This is a genomic window from Massilia genomosp. 1, from assembly GCF_011682185.1.
GTDB classification, from domain to species: Bacteria; Pseudomonadota; Gammaproteobacteria; order Burkholderiales; family Burkholderiaceae_D; genus Telluria_A; species Telluria_A rubra.
Genome location: NZ_WHJF01000092.1, coordinates 13,897 through 27,821, shown reverse-complemented (window position 1 = coordinate 27,821; position 13,925 = coordinate 13,897). Strand labels below are relative to the sequence as shown.

13 protein-coding genes and 1 pseudogene are annotated in these 13,925 nt (G+C 61.8%); 5 read left to right on the top strand and 9 right to left on the bottom strand.

Annotation, left to right across the window (positions count from 1 at the left end; genetic code table 11):
- Window positions 1–120 (top strand): annotated as a pseudogene (locus tag F1735_RS25865) (IS1595 family transposase); the annotation flags it as partial.
- A gap of 335 nt (window positions 121–455) precedes the next feature.
- Here F1735_RS25865 and F1735_RS25860 read toward each other — a convergent pair.
- The 4 genes from F1735_RS25860 to F1735_RS25845 form a co-directional block, all read right to left on the bottom strand.
- Window positions 456–668 carry a hypothetical protein gene (locus F1735_RS25860; protein WP_167239609.1) on the bottom strand — a complete coding sequence of 71 codons (213 nt, stop codon included), beginning with the start codon at window positions 666–668 and terminating at the stop codon, window positions 456–458.
- Window positions 669–869: 201 nt separating this feature from the next.
- Window positions 870–1,358, bottom strand: coding sequence for a hypothetical protein (locus F1735_RS25855; protein ID WP_167239608.1), 489 nt, complete (start codon window positions 1,356–1,358; stop codon window positions 870–872).
- A 93-nt stretch (window positions 1,359–1,451) separates the two neighbouring features.
- The gene (locus F1735_RS25850) at window positions 1,452–2,876 is read right to left on the bottom strand and encodes an HlyD family type I secretion periplasmic adaptor subunit (protein ID WP_167239607.1); all 1,425 of its coding nucleotides are present in this window, start codon (window positions 2,874–2,876) and stop codon (window positions 1,452–1,454) included.
- A complete protein-coding gene (locus F1735_RS25845; RefSeq protein ID WP_167239606.1) occupies window positions 2,873–5,083 on the bottom strand; it encodes a type I secretion system permease/ATPase in 2,211 nt (736 codons plus the stop codon). Before F1735_RS25845 ends, F1735_RS25850 begins: the two co-directional genes overlap by 4 nt.
- A 379-nt stretch (window positions 5,084–5,462) precedes the next feature.
- On the opposite strand from F1735_RS25845, the gene F1735_RS25840 reads away from it, so the two are divergent.
- On the top strand, window positions 5,463–6,281 hold the full coding sequence (locus F1735_RS25840; protein WP_167239605.1) for a DODA-type extradiol aromatic ring-opening family dioxygenase: 819 nt from the start codon (window positions 5,463–5,465) through the stop codon (window positions 6,279–6,281).
- Between the two features lie 32 nt (window positions 6,282–6,313).
- On the opposite strand, the gene F1735_RS25835 is transcribed toward F1735_RS25840, so the two are convergent.
- Together F1735_RS25835 and F1735_RS25830 are read right to left on the bottom strand one after the other, a co-directional pair.
- The gene (locus tag F1735_RS25835; protein ID WP_167239604.1) at window positions 6,314–7,354 is read right to left on the bottom strand and encodes an expansin EXLX1 family cellulose-binding protein; all 1,041 of its coding nucleotides are present in this window, start codon (window positions 7,352–7,354) and stop codon (window positions 6,314–6,316) included.
- 182 nt (window positions 7,355–7,536) lie between these two features.
- The gene (locus F1735_RS25830) at window positions 7,537–8,088 is read right to left on the bottom strand and encodes a hypothetical protein (protein WP_167239603.1); all 552 of its coding nucleotides are present in this window, start codon (window positions 8,086–8,088) and stop codon (window positions 7,537–7,539) included.
- 74 nt (window positions 8,089–8,162) lie between these two features.
- On the opposite strand from F1735_RS25830, the gene F1735_RS25825 reads away from it, so the two are divergent.
- Window positions 8,163–8,705, top strand: a complete 543-nt coding sequence (locus tag F1735_RS25825) for an energy transducer TonB (RefSeq protein ID WP_167239602.1) — start codon at window positions 8,163–8,165, stop codon at window positions 8,703–8,705.
- A gap of 125 nt (window positions 8,706–8,830) precedes the next feature.
- A complete protein-coding gene (locus F1735_RS25820; protein WP_167239601.1) occupies window positions 8,831–10,240 on the top strand; it encodes a tetratricopeptide repeat protein in 1,410 nt (469 codons plus the stop codon).
- 24 nt (window positions 10,241–10,264) lie between these two features.
- On the opposite strand, the gene F1735_RS25815 is transcribed toward F1735_RS25820, so the two are convergent.
- The 3 genes from F1735_RS25815 to F1735_RS25805 form a co-directional block, all read right to left on the bottom strand.
- Window positions 10,265–10,813 carry a hypothetical protein gene (locus tag F1735_RS25815; RefSeq protein WP_167239600.1) on the bottom strand — a complete coding sequence of 183 codons (549 nt, stop codon included), beginning with the start codon at window positions 10,811–10,813 and terminating at the stop codon, window positions 10,265–10,267.
- Between the two features lie 53 nt (window positions 10,814–10,866).
- Complete coding sequence (gene ylqF / locus F1735_RS25810; RefSeq protein WP_229505966.1) at window positions 10,867–11,787, bottom strand: ribosome biogenesis GTPase YlqF; 921 nt, start codon at window positions 11,785–11,787, stop codon at window positions 10,867–10,869.
- A 106-nt stretch (window positions 11,788–11,893) separates the two neighbouring features.
- A complete protein-coding gene (locus F1735_RS25805; RefSeq protein ID WP_167239598.1) occupies window positions 11,894–12,826 on the bottom strand; it encodes a histone deacetylase family protein in 933 nt (310 codons plus the stop codon).
- Window positions 12,827–13,002: 176 nt separating this feature from the next.
- On the opposite strand from F1735_RS25805, the gene F1735_RS25800 reads away from it, so the two are divergent.
- Complete coding sequence (locus tag F1735_RS25800; RefSeq protein ID WP_167239597.1) at window positions 13,003–13,923, top strand: AAA family ATPase; 921 nt, start codon at window positions 13,003–13,005, stop codon at window positions 13,921–13,923.
- Window positions 13,924–13,925 lie beyond the last annotated feature (2 nt).

Sequence of the window (13,925 nt, the reverse complement as noted above, 5' to 3'; positions counted from 1 at the left end):
CAGTATCGATTTAACCGGCGCTTCGATTTGTCGACCATCTTGACGCGCCTCTTGTACGCTGCTGTCGCCACGGGCAACCGAACCGAAGCGTGGTGTCGGTTAGCTGAAGATCAGCGCTAATCACCTTCTTTTTTGGTGACTATTCAGCCTCTGGGAGGGGTGTAAAAACCTATTTAAAATCAATGGGTTGCGGCCATCTGAAAACAGCTGAAAAACGCGAAAACCGGGCTTTTTTCATAAAAACTGAGTAAATCGCGGCTTTTTCAAGCGTGAAAATCACGTAACTCATTGATTTGTAAGGGCTGAATAGTTACCTTTTTTGAAACCGAAAATCGCCTCAACACTGATTGACCCGACGACGTCCCACACTGCCGTTCATTCCATTCTCAAGCCGCTGCTGCCGTCGTTGCTGCTGTGCGAGGTGGTCGCCATGCTGTTACATGACGCACTTGACCTCATTGCCCGCCGAACCTACTCGCACCAACCACGTGTGATGAAAACGAAGCAAAGGAAGAATGGACCGAAGCCGCATAAATCGATGGCAAACAAACCATGCTGAATTCAGGCGCTGCTAAGTTCGGTGGATTGCCTGTCAAACCGTCTTTCAAACCACGCGCATACGCCGCATCGGAAAGAATTGCGTTAATGAAAATATCATTCATATTCATAATGTAGCCTTGTTGTAACTATTCAGCCCTTACAAATCAATGAGTTACGTGATTTTCACGCTTGAAAAAGGCGCGATTTACTCAGTTTTTATGAAAAAAGCCGGGTTTTCGCGTTTTTCAGCTGTTTTCAGATGGCCGCAACCCATTGATTTTAAATAGGTTTTTACACCCCTCCCAGAGGCTGAATAGTCACGCCTTGTTTTAATTTATAACTTCAAATTTGCTGTCAAGCGTCCAATATTCGTCCGGCTGGCAAGTACTGTCAAATAGCAACGCGCCTCCGCCCTCTTGGAGGTAAAAATTTCTAGCCAAAAATCCTCCATCCGTGTCGAATACTACATACTTGATCAACACTGATTTATCTCTTTGGTTAATATATTCAAAAATAGTGCTCGTTATCGGCACCGCTTTGTCGCTAATTCGCTTTCTCTCCTGAATAACAACTTTGAGATGCGCCCCTTTTTTGCTCTCCATGTCGGGATCCTTATAGATAACCTGTTGCTTGCATAATAATTTGAACTGTATCGCTCCAATGATTTCATCTGCGACTGGCAGCGGGTAGACAAGGACGATAATAATCGTCGAAATTATCATCCGGTGCGGCGTATCGCCCCCCCGTGTGATACCTTTTGCCGCCCAGCAGAGAACACCGAACCATATCAGCATCAACGCTAAAATATATAAACCCATAACTGCATCATCCCTTCAAATAACCTGCGATTACGACAGATTTTCAGCCAATACTCGTCTCAAACGCAGTCGCCACAAGGACCCGTCGCGACATCAACGTTCACGCAAACTCTCCTGCGTGGCCCGCTGCACCGGCGCCAGCAAATATTCGATAATCCGGCGCTTGCCCGTTTTGATTTCGGCGGTGATATTCATTCCGGGACTTAACGCAACGCGCTTGCCGTCGACCATCAGCGTGGTTTGCATGAATTTCAGCGTGGCCGGATAAAACGATCCCTTCTTTTCGTCGGTCACCGCGTCGGCCGTAAGCACCTCGACTGTCGCGTCCACCGTGCCGTACTTGGTATAAGGAAAGGTTTCAAGCTTTATGTTGGCAATCTGCCCGGCATTGACGAAGCCGATATCCTGGTTGGCGATGCTGACCTGGGCATTCACGCCAACCGTATCGGGCACCACGATCATCAAGGGCTGCGCCGCGGTCACCACGCCGCCGGTCGTATGCACCGCCAGTTGCTGGATGACGCCGGCGACCGGGGCCGTCAGGCGTGTCAACTGTTCGCGCTGCGCTGCCTTGCTGCGGTCGGCGTTCAACTGATGGTGCCTGCTGGCGGCCACCGCGTTACGGTCGTACAGGGCGCGCAAAGTCTCGCTGCGATACGCCGCCTTGGCCTGGATCGACTCGGCCGACGCGGAGCGCGCCTCCGCCAGACGCGCGCGCGCCGTCAGCAGGTCGCGTTCGAGTTCGACGCGCTCGCGGGTCTTGTCCTGGCTGGTGTGGCCCGCCATGAAGCCCTGCCCCACCAGGCGCTTGAAGTCGGCTTCGCGCTCCTGCGCCATCGGCACCGTCACGGTCAGTTTGCCGACATTGGCTTCTTCCGTTTGCACCTCGGCCTGGCGGCGCGCCGTTTCGCTGTCGAGCTTGCCCAACTTGGCCCTGATCTCCTGCCATTCGGCCAGCAGTTGCGCGCGCGTCGCCGCGTCGCCCGCAGGCAGCGATGCGGGCGATGCGGCGCCCGCCGTCAAGCCTTTGAGCAGCGCGGCCGTGCGCTGCTCCTCGCTGATGGCGGCACTCAATTGTTCCGCCACGCTCGAGACATCGGCCGTGGCCGTGGTCGGGTCGAGTTCGACCAGGATTTGCCCGGCACGAACCCGTTCGCCGTCCTTGACGAGCACCCGCCGCACCACACTGTTTTCGAGCGGCTGGATGATCTTGGTGCGCTCGCTGACGATGATTTGCCCCGGCGCGATGGCCACGATATCGACCGTGCCGATAATCGACCACATCAGCGCCAGCAGGAACAGCAGCATCAGGCACCACGCCAGCCGCCTTGGCGCCGGATGGACCGGCGTGTCCTGCAGGCTGATGGCGGCCGGCAGAAACGCCAGTTCGTCGGCAAGGCGGCGCGGTCCGGCCAGCTCGGCACGGTGCGTCCAGGCCGCTTGCAGCACGGTCTTGTAGCGGCTTGCCATCTCCCGGAACGGGTGCGGCAGGGCTTTCGGTTGTTGAGTCTGGGTCATGCCGCACCTCCTTGCGTGGCGTCGTCGATCGGCTTGCCGCCGTCCTGCATGGCGCACAGGTGGGCATACAAGCCCGCCTGGCCGAGCAGGTCGTCATGGCTGCCCTCCTCCACGATACGGCCCTTGTCCATCACGATGATGCGGTTGGCATGGCGTACCGAACTGAGGCGATGGGCGATGATCAGCACGGTGCGGCCCTTGCAGATCAGCGCCATATTGCGCTGGATAATCGCTTCGCTTTCGTAATCGAGGGCACTGGTCGCTTCGTCCAGGATCAGGATGCGCGGGTTATTGAACAAGGCGCGGGCAATCGCCACGCGCTGGCGCTGGCCGCCGCTCAGACTGCCGCCCTGCTCGCCGACGATGGTGTCGTAGCCTTCGGGCAGTTCGCTGATGAAGTCGTGCGCGCCGGCCTGGATGGCGACGTGAATCACCGCTTCAAGAGGCGCCGCCGGGTCGGTGATGGCGATGTTCTCGCGCACGCTGCGATTGAACAGCAAATTATCCTGCAGCACCACGCCGACCTGGCGCCGCAGTTGCGCCGCGTCGATCAGGCTGATGTCGATGCCGTCGACCAGGAGCCTGCCACGCTCCGGGCTGTAGAGCCGCTGTACCAGCTTGGTCAAAGTGCTCTTGCCAGAACCTGAACGCCCGACCACACCGATGATCTCGCCGGCCCGGATATCCAGGCTCAAACCATGCAAAACCGGCCCGGCTTCGGGGCGATAGCGGAACGTGACATCGTCGAGCGTAATGCGGCCCTGAAGGACCGGCAATTGCGCCGCGCTGGCGGGCGCCATTTCGGTACGGGTATTGAGCACATCGCCCAGGCGCGCCACCGAGATGCCGGTTTGCTGGAAATCGGTCCACAACTGCGCCATGCGCATGATCGGTTGCGCCACCCGCTGCGCGAACATATTAAAGGCGACGAACTGGCCCACGGTCAGCGCATTGTCCATGACCAGATGGGCGCCGTACCAGAGCGTGGCGGCATTGACCAGTTTGCCGATCAGGTTGACGCCTTCGTGGGCCACGCTGGCCAGGTTCTGGGTCTTGAATCCGGCCGACACGTAGGCGGCCAGCTGGGCATCCCAGCGCTTCCCGAACGCCGGCTCCAGGGCCGATGCCTTGACCGTCTGGATGGCAGTGACGGTTTCCACCAGCATCGCCTGGTTTTCCGCGCCACGCGCGAACTTGGCGTCGAGCCGTTCGCGCAGCATCGGGACCACGGCCAGGCTCAGGCCGAAGTACAGCGGCAGGCTGACCAGAACGATCAGGGTCAGCGGGACGCTGTACCAGAACATGATTGCAATGAACGCGATGGAGAAAAATACATCGAGTACGACCGTCAGCGCGCTGCCGGTAAGAAAGCTGCGAATGTTCTCGAGTTCGCGCACGCGCGCGATGGAGTCGCCCACCCGGCGCGCCTGAAAATACGACAGCGGCAGCGTGACCAGATGGCGAAACAGGCGCGCACCGAGTTCGACATCGATCCGGCTGGTGGTGTGACTGAGGACGTAAGCGCGCAAGGCCGTCAGCACGCTCTCGAAGATCACCACGACCACCAATCCCGTCACCAGCACGTCGAGCGTGGTGACGCCTTTGTGAACCAGCACCTTGTCCATCACCACTTGGAAAAACAAGGGACTCACCATGCCGAACAGCTGAAGCACGAAGGAGATAAAGAGCACTTCGCCAAACAGCTTGCGATATTTGACCAGGCTTGGAATAAACCAGGAAAAATCGAACTTCGACAGCGTTTCAACCAGCGTCGCACGGCTGGCGATCAAGATCAGTTCACCGGTCCACTCGGATGCAAAGGCTTCCATCGGCACGATGGTCGGGCGGCCGCCATCGGTGCCGGAGAACTCCTGGGAAAGCACCCGTGTTCCATCGCATTGCGCCAGGACGATCACGCGCGGCTCGCCCTGCCCGGAGCGCATCAGCGCCAGTGCCGGAAGCGGCACCAGCGCGAGGCGATCGCTACTCGTCTTCGACAGCTTCGCCTTTAATCCGATCAGCTTGGCCGCACGCAGAAGATCAGCGGTGCTGACGACGTCATTGGCGGAAATACCCAACTGGTGAGCGACACTGGCGGGGTCTGCCGCAATCTGATGGAAACGCGCCAGCGCGCAGAGCGCGACGAGTGGGGCTAGCTGGTTTCGGGGGGGGGGCGCCGGAGAGGGGGGCGGTGGCGGTTTCGTCATCCGAACCATGGCGGTTCGGCGCGGCGCTGGAAAGCGCCGCAGTGGGAGATACGGCAGTCACAAAATATCCATTCTATCGGTGGCCTACTATTAGTAAGCAATTGCGTAATTTACCAGTTTTCCATCAAGAAAAATTTACATTTCAGATATATATTTTTCAGGAATAAAACTTGCCGCATGCAATTTGAATAGCGTTCGCTTTTGCAGCTCCGCAGGATGCCGCTCCAAGCTGGCGCGGTAAACTGGACCATTGACAGGCATGATTTCCGGCCTGCTGGCCTGCCTGCTTGAAAGGATTCAAGGTCTCTTCGATACACCAAGTTGAAAGCAGGCCGTCGCATCCTCATATACAAGCAATAACCCAACTTCCGGTGCCAATATGAACACGCGTCTCCCAAGCTATTTCGTCTCGCACGGCGGCGGCCCGTGGCCGTTCATGAAGCAACAGTACGGCGACACCTACGCCGTGCTGGAAGCGTCGCTGGTCGACATGCGGCGCCAGGTCGGCGATGTCAAGCCGGCCGCGGTGCTGGTCATTTCCGGCCACTGGGAAGAACAGGAGCTGATGCTGTCGTCCGCCGCGCAGCCGCCGATGATCTACGATTACGGCGGTTTTCCGGCCCACACCTACCAGATCAAGTATCCTGCCCCCGGTTCGCCGCAACTGGCCGCACGCGCGGCCGACTTGCTGGCCGCCGCCGGGCACGCGGTCTCGCTCGATGCGCAGCGCGGTTTTGACCACGGCACGTTTTCGATGCTGTATCCGGCGTACCCGGAGGCCGACGTGCCGGTGGTGCAACTCTCGCTCAAACACGGCTTCGATCCGCTGACGCACGTAAAGATCGGGCGCGCGCTGGCGCCGCTGCGCGACGAGGGAGTTTTGATTATCGGCAGTGGCCTGAGCTACCATAACCTGCGCCAGTTCGGGCCGGAAGGCAGGCTGGCGTCGCACCAGTTCGACGACTGGCTGCAAATGGTCCTCAAGCTGCCGCCGTCGGAGCGCACCACCGCCCTGCTGCACTGGGGCCAGGCGCCGTACGCGCGCAACGCCCACCCGCGCGAAGAACACCTGATGCCGCTGATGGTGGCGCTGGGCGCGGCCGAAGCGGAGGATGCGGCGTGCGTGTATCACGAAGACGAATTTTTCGGCCACCTGGCGGTGTCGAGTTTTCGGTTCGGGGAACCGGTGGCGCCGTAACAGCGCCACCGGCCCGGCCTGATCTCGTCAGGTCAGAACTGGTTGCTGCCCTTGACGACCAGGCCACCCTGCGGCTCGGGCAGCGTTTGCATCAGCGTGGCACCGCCAAGACCGGTAATCCGGACCTGCATCGGGCCGGGCGCAATCGCCGTCGGGTAGACGAAGTAGTTGTATTCCTCGCGCTTGACGGCGATCCAGTTGGCGCTGCCGTTCGGACGGATTTCCAGCTTCGTGATCGGCAAGCGGTGGTTGAGCACCTGGATGCCCTGCCAGTAGATGGTGCTGCCTTCCTTGTAGCGGTAGCTGACCGTTCCGGTGGTCTCGCCGGCCACCACGTTCCAGCTGATCGGCACCCTGCCCGCGCTTTTTTCGGCCACTTTGACGAAGGCTTGTTCGCTCAGGTCGATGTCGCCCGGTTTGCACTCCGGGCAGCGGTCGGTGATTCTCACCGTGACCTTGCCTTTGGGGCCGGTGACGGCCACGTACTCGCCGCACGCCGCGCTGTTGGCGTAATCGGTCTGGTTCATGGCGGCGACCATCAGCTTGTCCGGGCTCGCGTCGTAGCTGCAATTGCCCTCGCCCGTTGCGCCGTAAAACGTGCCTTCGCCTTTGTAGGTGGGAGACAGTGCGCCGGGTGATGGCGTTGGCGTTGGCGTTGGTGTCGGCGTTGGCGTCGGGGTCGGGGTCGGGGTCGGGGTCGGCGTTGGCGTTGGCGTTGGCGTTGGTGTCGGCGTCACGGCATCCGTCGCGCAAAAGCCGGCCGCCTCCATCGACGACTTGCCCGCGATGGTTTTGTTCCAATCGAGCCCGCCGGTGAAGACAATCGCGCCGCCGGACTGCTTGCCTACCGCATTCCACAGCGACGTCACCGTGCCGCGTACCGGCATCGAACCGCTCCACTGCACAGCCTCCGCATTCGGATTGAACACCTTCACGATGGCGCAGTAACCGCCTGCCCATGGATTGTTGACGACGTACGTCAGCGAGACCGGCGTGGCCGCCTGGGCGGCGCCGGCGAACAAACCGGCGACGAGGGTTTGACAAATGAGGGTGGGACGCAGCATGAATCGCATGTGGACTCCATTTCGGTTGACGTAATCGGTGGCGCCAGCTCTGGCGCCCTCTGGCGACGAATTCATCAACCGGCAGTCCGGTGCTCAGGACGATCAGTCAACCATCAGCCGCTCTGAAATCGTTTGCACGACCCACGCATTAGGCTTGATAGTTGAACAAAAGTCAATTCTTTGCTGTTCGCTCAGCGGTTCTGGAAGTCGTCGAAGCGCTCGAACAGGTCTTCCAGGATGTCATCCTGATCCATTTTCTGGCCGCTGACCGGACGCAGCCCGGGCGTCATCAAGCTGATCATTTTCTTTTTGCCGATCATGCTGATATTGCCGCCGACATAAGTGAGGAAGAAGATGGCTTTCCATCCGCGTCCGGCCTGCTTTACCGGCGCATCCGGCTTCAGATGCAGCACGATATTGAGAATATCGCCGGGAATCGTCGGAAACGGATTGCCGGCCCAGATCTTGTCGACATCGGAAAATGGCACATACAGGCCGCCTTCATAAGCGACGCCGTCGTCGCTGACGGTGATCACGGTGCGCTTGCCATTCATCGTCAAATGAAAAAACGCCGCTGCGAACATATACACCGCGCAAAAGGACATGATGGCGCCCAGGCCCATGCTGATCTGCTTGACGAAGGAGAAAATGCCGATCACGCCAACGGCGGCGCCCAGCACGATGGCCCAGTAACCAAACGATTTGGAATCGGTATAAGCAATCGGAGGACGCGTTTGATTCATATAGAATCCATTAAAAATGGCGCGAAGTATATCAGTTTAATGAATGACAAGTATTCGCCCGCGCCCCGCTGATAATGCATGGCGTCTTTACATCGCCGCGTTTCACCTTTCCCTTCCGTAAATACCTCGTCGAACTATTTCTTGTAAATCCGGGGCCTGATGCCGGCGGCGCTGCGCGCTATAATCGCTGCATGCAAATACACAAGCAAGCATGCGCCGCGCTCGTCCTGTCCGTGGCGGCAGCGTCGCCGCCGGCCGCCGCCGCCAGGGCCAAGCCGGTTGTCACGGCGGCCGTCGCCCCCGCCGTGCGCCCCTTCGTGCCGCGCTTTGCGCGCGTCGAACAATCCGCCGAGCCGGTCTCGTTCGACGCATGCGAAAAGCCGTATTATCCCAACGACTCGGTGCGGGATAACGAAACCGGCACGGTCAACGTCTGGTTCAAGATTGCCGCGGATGGGATGATCCTGAAAAAGTCCATCGCACGCGGCAGCGGGTTCCGCAAGCTCGACAACGCTGCACTGGCCGGTTTCCTGACCTGCAAATTTCGCCCGGCGACGATCAATGGCAAGCCTGTGCGCGGCTATGGCGGAAGCCGTTTCGTCTTCTCGCTCGAATGAAGCACATTCTCGCCCTGGCGCTCTGCCTGCCCGTGTGCGCCGTCGGGGCGGAGCAGCGCGCGCTGACATCGTTTCATTGTGAATCGCGCAATTCGGCGGAGCGGCCGGGCCTGCGGGCGCATGCCATGGCGCCCCTCACCGGACTGGCCGTCAAGCATGGCCTGATGAAGGCCGACCTGGCCAATGTGGATGCCATCCAAACCCTGGCACTGGTTCAATTTAGCCGTGAACGTTTTACCGAATCGGCGGCCACGACGAAGATCGTGAGCGGCATCTGGGAGCGACAGAAGCCGTCGGTCGAACTGGCCGCGCGCATCAGGCAACAGGCCCAACGATATCATCGGCAAACCGACTGCGACGGCGCCCGAACCTTGTACAGCATCGCCCTGGGCATGGCGTCCGGGTCCGCCGGTGACCGCCATCTTGTCACCATCGGCATCATGAGCGACCTGACCAAGCTGTATCGCGTCAACAGGCAGGCGTCGCAGGCCGCGCCGCTGTATCAACGGATGGCGGCCGCGCTGGCGGCCGCGCCGGCGCTCGGCGCGCAAGAGCCGGCGCTGTACCTCGACCTGGGCGATCTGGCCTACCGCTACCGCGCTTTCGACATGGCGGAGCACTACGCGCGCACGGCGCTGCGCCATATCGACAGCGGCGCGGCGGCGCACGCGGGCGCGTTGATCGGCGCGCTCAATGAACACGCCGCCGCGCTGTACGCCCTGGGGCGCATGGACGAGGGCGACAAGCAGCGCGAGCGCGCCCGCCAGTTGTTCGCGGCCACCGGCCGCAAGCGCGAGGTAGCGGCTTTGTCGCCGCTGGAGCACGAGGGCGGCGTGCTCGCCCTGTACCGGCGCGGCGACCTCGCGGGCGCCATCGGGAAGATGGACGAGCAGTTGCGCGCGGCGCAGGCGAAGCAAGCGGGCCTGGCGGGAGCCTTGACTCGCCTTGAGAGCGCTCCCGCGAGTGCGGCGGCCGATGGCGAACCGGCGCGGCAACGCGCCCTCGATGCGGCGCGCAGCGAGATGTTCACGCAGCAAAATGACCTCATTTTCCTGCTGATTTCATCGGGCGAGCTGTATTACAGCCAGCAAGGGCTGGACCAGGCGGAGGCGCAGTATCGCCGCGCCCTGGCATTGTTGAAAGATAGAAAGTCGGACAACTCGCCCCTGGTCGGCCATGCCTCGTATGGCCTTGGCGTCCTGCTGCGCTCCAGGGGCATGCTGGCGCAAGCCGAGCAGCTCCAGAGAAGCGCGTACGCGATCGCCGAACAGGACTTGGGCGCCGATCATCCGAACGCGCTCGAGGCACGCCTCGAACTGGCGGACCTGGCGGCCGCGCAGGGCAAGCTGGCGCAAGCGGGCGAGCATTACACGGCGCTGGTGGCAATGGCCAGGCAACACGCCGGCGGCGCGCGGGATGACGCCATGCTGGTGGCCAGCTTGAACAGCCTGGCGGCGCTGTATGCCCGCCAGGGCAGGAACGCCGCAGCCAGGGCCATCAAAGCGGAGCTGGCGACCTTGAACAGCGCCAAATAGGCGCAGCGCCAGGACAATGGTGCTTCAGCGCTGTTGAAACGCCTCGAAGCGGCCGAACAATTCGGCGCTGACGTCGTCGTCGTTCTGCCTCTTGCCGCCCATGATGCGCAAGCCCGGGGTCATGAAGCAAAACATCCTGCGCTTGCCGACGAAGCTGATATTGCCGTACACATGCGACAACATAAAAGACCTGCGCACGCTGCGCCCGCCCTGTTTGACCGGCACTTCCGGCCCCACGTCAAAGATAATCGACAGGCACTGCACCGGCATCTGGCCGAATTGCTCCATCACGGTGATGTTCTCGACATCGCGGAAAGCGACAATAGTGCCATCGGCAAAACTGACGCCCTCGTCGCCGACCGTCATCGACGCCTGCTTGCCATTGCTCGCAAACTGGCAAATGCACATCACGGCGGCCCACACCCCGAGCGCCAGGAAAAAGGCCGCAAAGCCCTTCTCGCCTTCACTGAGCGCGCGCGCGCCCAAGGCGATGACGATCGCGCTTGACGGCAGCAACATCCATGCAAGCTGCCTGGTGTCGGTATAGATCGTAGGGGGACGCGCTGCATGCATGGGAAGCTCCATTCGAAAGCCCTTCCGGATTTCCCGGACAAGGCGATCATGAGTCAGGTACCGCGCTTGCCGCGCGCCGAATTGGCCGCTTTTTCGGCCGCGACTGCCGCTGCCTTGGCCGCCTTGGCCGCCATCTCGTCCGCGTGCTGGGCCAGCCGCACGGCGCGCGTTTCCGGCGTTTCGAGGCTGATGCGCCCGAGCGCGCCGGTGCGGTAATCCTGCAGGAAGATGTGCGAGGCTTTTTCGAAATCGAGGTCGCCGCCCTTCTGGCGGTAGCCGCGCCGCGCCGCCACGCCTTCGACCACGGCGATGCCGTCCATGCCGTCGGTCTTGAAGCCATAGCGCGCGGTGAGCAGCGCCGGATAGCGCGCCAGCAGTTCGTCGGCCAAAAACACCGCCACTTCATCTTCGATGAGGGCGTTCGAGCCGATGGCGTGGCTGGCGGCGAGCATCAGGCCATCGCTGGCGAGCGCGATTTTCGGCCACAGCATGCCGGGGGTATCGACCAGGATGATGTTCTTGCCGAGGTAAAGCTTCTGCTGCATCTTGGTCACGGCCGGCTCGTCGCCCACCTTGGCCACCTTCTTTTTCAGCAGCGCGTTCATGAGCGTCGATTTACCGACGTTGGGAATACCCATGATCATGATGCGCAGCGGCTTGGTCGGCACGCCGCGGTGCGGCGCCAGCGACTGGCACAGGTCCGGGATCTTGGCCACGTCGCCCGGCTTCTTGGTGGTCATGGCGTAGGCGGTCACGCCTTCCTGGGCGTTGTAGTAGGCGCTCCAGGCGGCGGTGGCGGCCGGATCGGCCAGGTCGACCTTGTTGAGGATCTTGAGGCAGGGACGCTGGCGGAACAGGCGCAGTTCCTCGACCATGGGGTTGCAGCTCGCCTCGGGCAGGCGCGCGTCGAGCACCTCGATCACCAGATCGGTGTTCTCCATCTGTTCGGCCGCCTTCTTGCGGGCGGCGTTCATGTGGCCCGGGTACCATTGTATCGACATGCTGTGCTTTCGGAATTCTCGTTTAAGGCGCTATTTTACCGGGGGCTGGCCCGGTGCGCCGTAAATCGGGCGAATGCGGCTACTCCAGCTCGGCCAATACCTTGATATGCGCCGCCACGCTGCGCCCCAGCGCCGACAGGTTGTAGCCCCCTTCCAGGCAGCTGACGATGCGCCCTTGCGCGTACAGGCGCGCCACGGTCATCACTTCGCGCGTGATCCAGGCGTAATCGGCTTCGACCAGGCCCATGCCGCCGACATCGTCCTCGCGGTGGGCGTCGAAGCCGGCCGAAATGAAGATCATCTCGGGCTTGAAATCGTGCAGCGCCGGCAGCCAGTGCTCGGTGACGAGCTTGCGCACCACGTCGCCGCCGCTGCGCGCGGGCACCGGAATGTTCACGCAGGTGGCCGTTTGCGGTTCCGGCTCGGTGTACGGATAAAACGGATGCTGGAAAAAACTGGCCATCAGCACGCGCGGATCGTCGCGAAACGATTCGGCGGTGCCGTTACCGTGATGGACGTCGAAGTCGATGATCGCCACCCGCGCCAGGCCGTGCGAGTCGAGCGCGTGGCGCGCGGCGATGGCCACGTTGTTAAACAGGCAGAAACCCATCGGCTCGGTCGGCAGCGCGTGGTGGCCGGGCGGGCGGATGGCGCAGAAGGCGTTGGCGATGCTGCCTGCGATGACCGCGTCGGTGGCGGCCAGCGCGGCGCCGGCGGCGCGCAGGGCCGCCTGGTAGCTGTGCGAACAGAGCGAGGTGTCGCCATCGAGCGGATACACAGCGCCTTCGGTGGTGGGCGTATTGTCGCGCACCAGCGCGATCGCTTCCAGGGTGTGATTGCGGCCGATGGCGGGAATGTCGGCCAGCGGCGCCTCGCGCCGCTCGACCAGGCCATCGATGCGGGCCAGGATCAATTGGTCTTCGATCGCCTGCAGGCGCGCGGGCGACTCCGGATGCCATTCGCCCATGTCGTGGCGGCTGCAATCGGGGTGGCTGTAAATGGCTGTGCTCATGTGCGTGATTTCATTAGCGGCGTCATCAATGTTGCACCGGAAACGCCGTTCTCGCATAGAATCTTGGAGAAACGGGTCGTGATGACGCAGTAGTGGTGCCGAAGGCGCTAATCTACCATGCCGTGCCCCACGCCGGTGCGCACGACCACCCACCGCACACTGTAAAGATAACCGCCATGTTCAACAAGATGCACGCCGTCGCCCGCCAGGTCAGCCAGATTGTCGTCGGCAAGGACTTGCAGGTGCGCCAGGCGCTGACCTGCCTGCTGGCCAACGGCCACCTGCTGATCGAAGACGTGCCCGGTGTCGGCAAGACCACCCTGGCGCACGCGCTGGCGATCTCGCTGGGCCTCAAATTCAACCGCGTGCAGTTCACCAGCGACCTGCTGCCGGCCGACGTGGCCGGCATTTCGGTGTACGAACGCGAAAAAAACGGCTTCGTGTTCCATCCGGGCCCGATCTTCACGCAAGTGCTGCTGGCCGACGAAATCAACCGCGCCACGCCCAAGACCCAATCCGGGCTGCTTGAAGCGATGGAAGAGCGCCAGGTGACCGCCGACGGCGTCACGCGCGCCCTGCCGGCCCCGTTTTTCGTCATCGCCACGCAAAATCCGCTGCACCAGGTGGGCACCTTCGCGCTGCCCGAGTCGCAGCTGGACCGCTTTTTGATGTGCCTCTCGCTCGGCTACCCCGACGCCGCCGCCGAACGCGCGCTGCTGATGGGCGAGGACCGCCGCAGCATGCTCAAGACCTTGCCGGCGGCCATGCAGCCGGCCGAACTGACGGTGGCGCAAAAGGCGCTGCGCGAGATCCACACCTCGGCCTCGCTGATCGACTATGTGCAGGCGCTGGCCCAGGCCTCGCGCCAGAACGGCATGTTCGCCGAAGGCTTGTCGCCGCGCGCCGCGATCGCGCTGCTGCAGGCCGCGCGCGCCTGGGCCGCCATGGAAGGGCGCGACCATGTGGTGCCGGAAGATATCCAGGCGGTGCTGGTGCCGGTGTGCGCGCACCGCCTGCGTCCCTTGAAGTCGGCGCACGGGGTGGCGCTGGCCAGCCGCGACCTGGTCCTGCAATTGCAGAAATCGGTTCCGGTGTGAGG

Excerpts from the sequence above, each read along its gene's own strand:
- F1735_RS25805 (WP_167239598.1), bottom strand. The coding sequence starts at position 12,826 with ATGAGCACAGCCATTTACAGCCACCCCGATTGCAGCCGCCACGACATG.
- F1735_RS25845 (WP_167239606.1), bottom strand. The coding sequence starts at position 5,083 with ATGACGAAACCGCCACCGCCCCCCTCTCCGGCGCCCCCCCCCCGAAAC.
- F1735_RS25800 (WP_167239597.1), top strand. The coding sequence starts at position 13,003 with ATGTTCAACAAGATGCACGCCGTCGCCCGCCAGGTCAGCCAGATTGTC.
- F1735_RS25860 (WP_167239609.1), bottom strand. The coding sequence starts at position 668 with ATGAATATGAATGATATTTTCATTAACGCAATTCTTTCCGATGCGGCG.
- F1735_RS25820 (WP_167239601.1), top strand. The coding sequence starts at position 8,831 with ATGGCGCCCCTCACCGGACTGGCCGTCAAGCATGGCCTGATGAAGGCC.
- F1735_RS25835 (WP_167239604.1), bottom strand. The coding sequence starts at position 7,354 with ATGCGATTCATGCTGCGTCCCACCCTCATTTGTCAAACCCTCGTCGCC.
- F1735_RS25855 (WP_167239608.1), bottom strand. The coding sequence starts at position 1,358 with ATGGGTTTATATATTTTAGCGTTGATGCTGATATGGTTCGGTGTTCTC.
- F1735_RS25840 (WP_167239605.1), top strand. The coding sequence starts at position 5,463 with ATGAACACGCGTCTCCCAAGCTATTTCGTCTCGCACGGCGGCGGCCCG.
- F1735_RS25825 (WP_167239602.1), top strand. The coding sequence starts at position 8,163 with ATGCATGGCGTCTTTACATCGCCGCGTTTCACCTTTCCCTTCCGTAAA.
- ylqF (WP_229505966.1), bottom strand. The coding sequence starts at position 11,787 with ATGAACGCCGCCCGCAAGAAGGCGGCCGAACAGATGGAGAACACCGAT.
- F1735_RS25850 (WP_167239607.1), bottom strand. The coding sequence starts at position 2,876 with ATGACCCAGACTCAACAACCGAAAGCCCTGCCGCACCCGTTCCGGGAG.
- F1735_RS25830 (WP_167239603.1), bottom strand. The coding sequence starts at position 8,088 with ATGAATCAAACGCGTCCTCCGATTGCTTATACCGATTCCAAATCGTTT.
- F1735_RS25815 (WP_167239600.1), bottom strand. The coding sequence starts at position 10,813 with ATGCATGCAGCGCGTCCCCCTACGATCTATACCGACACCAGGCAGCTT.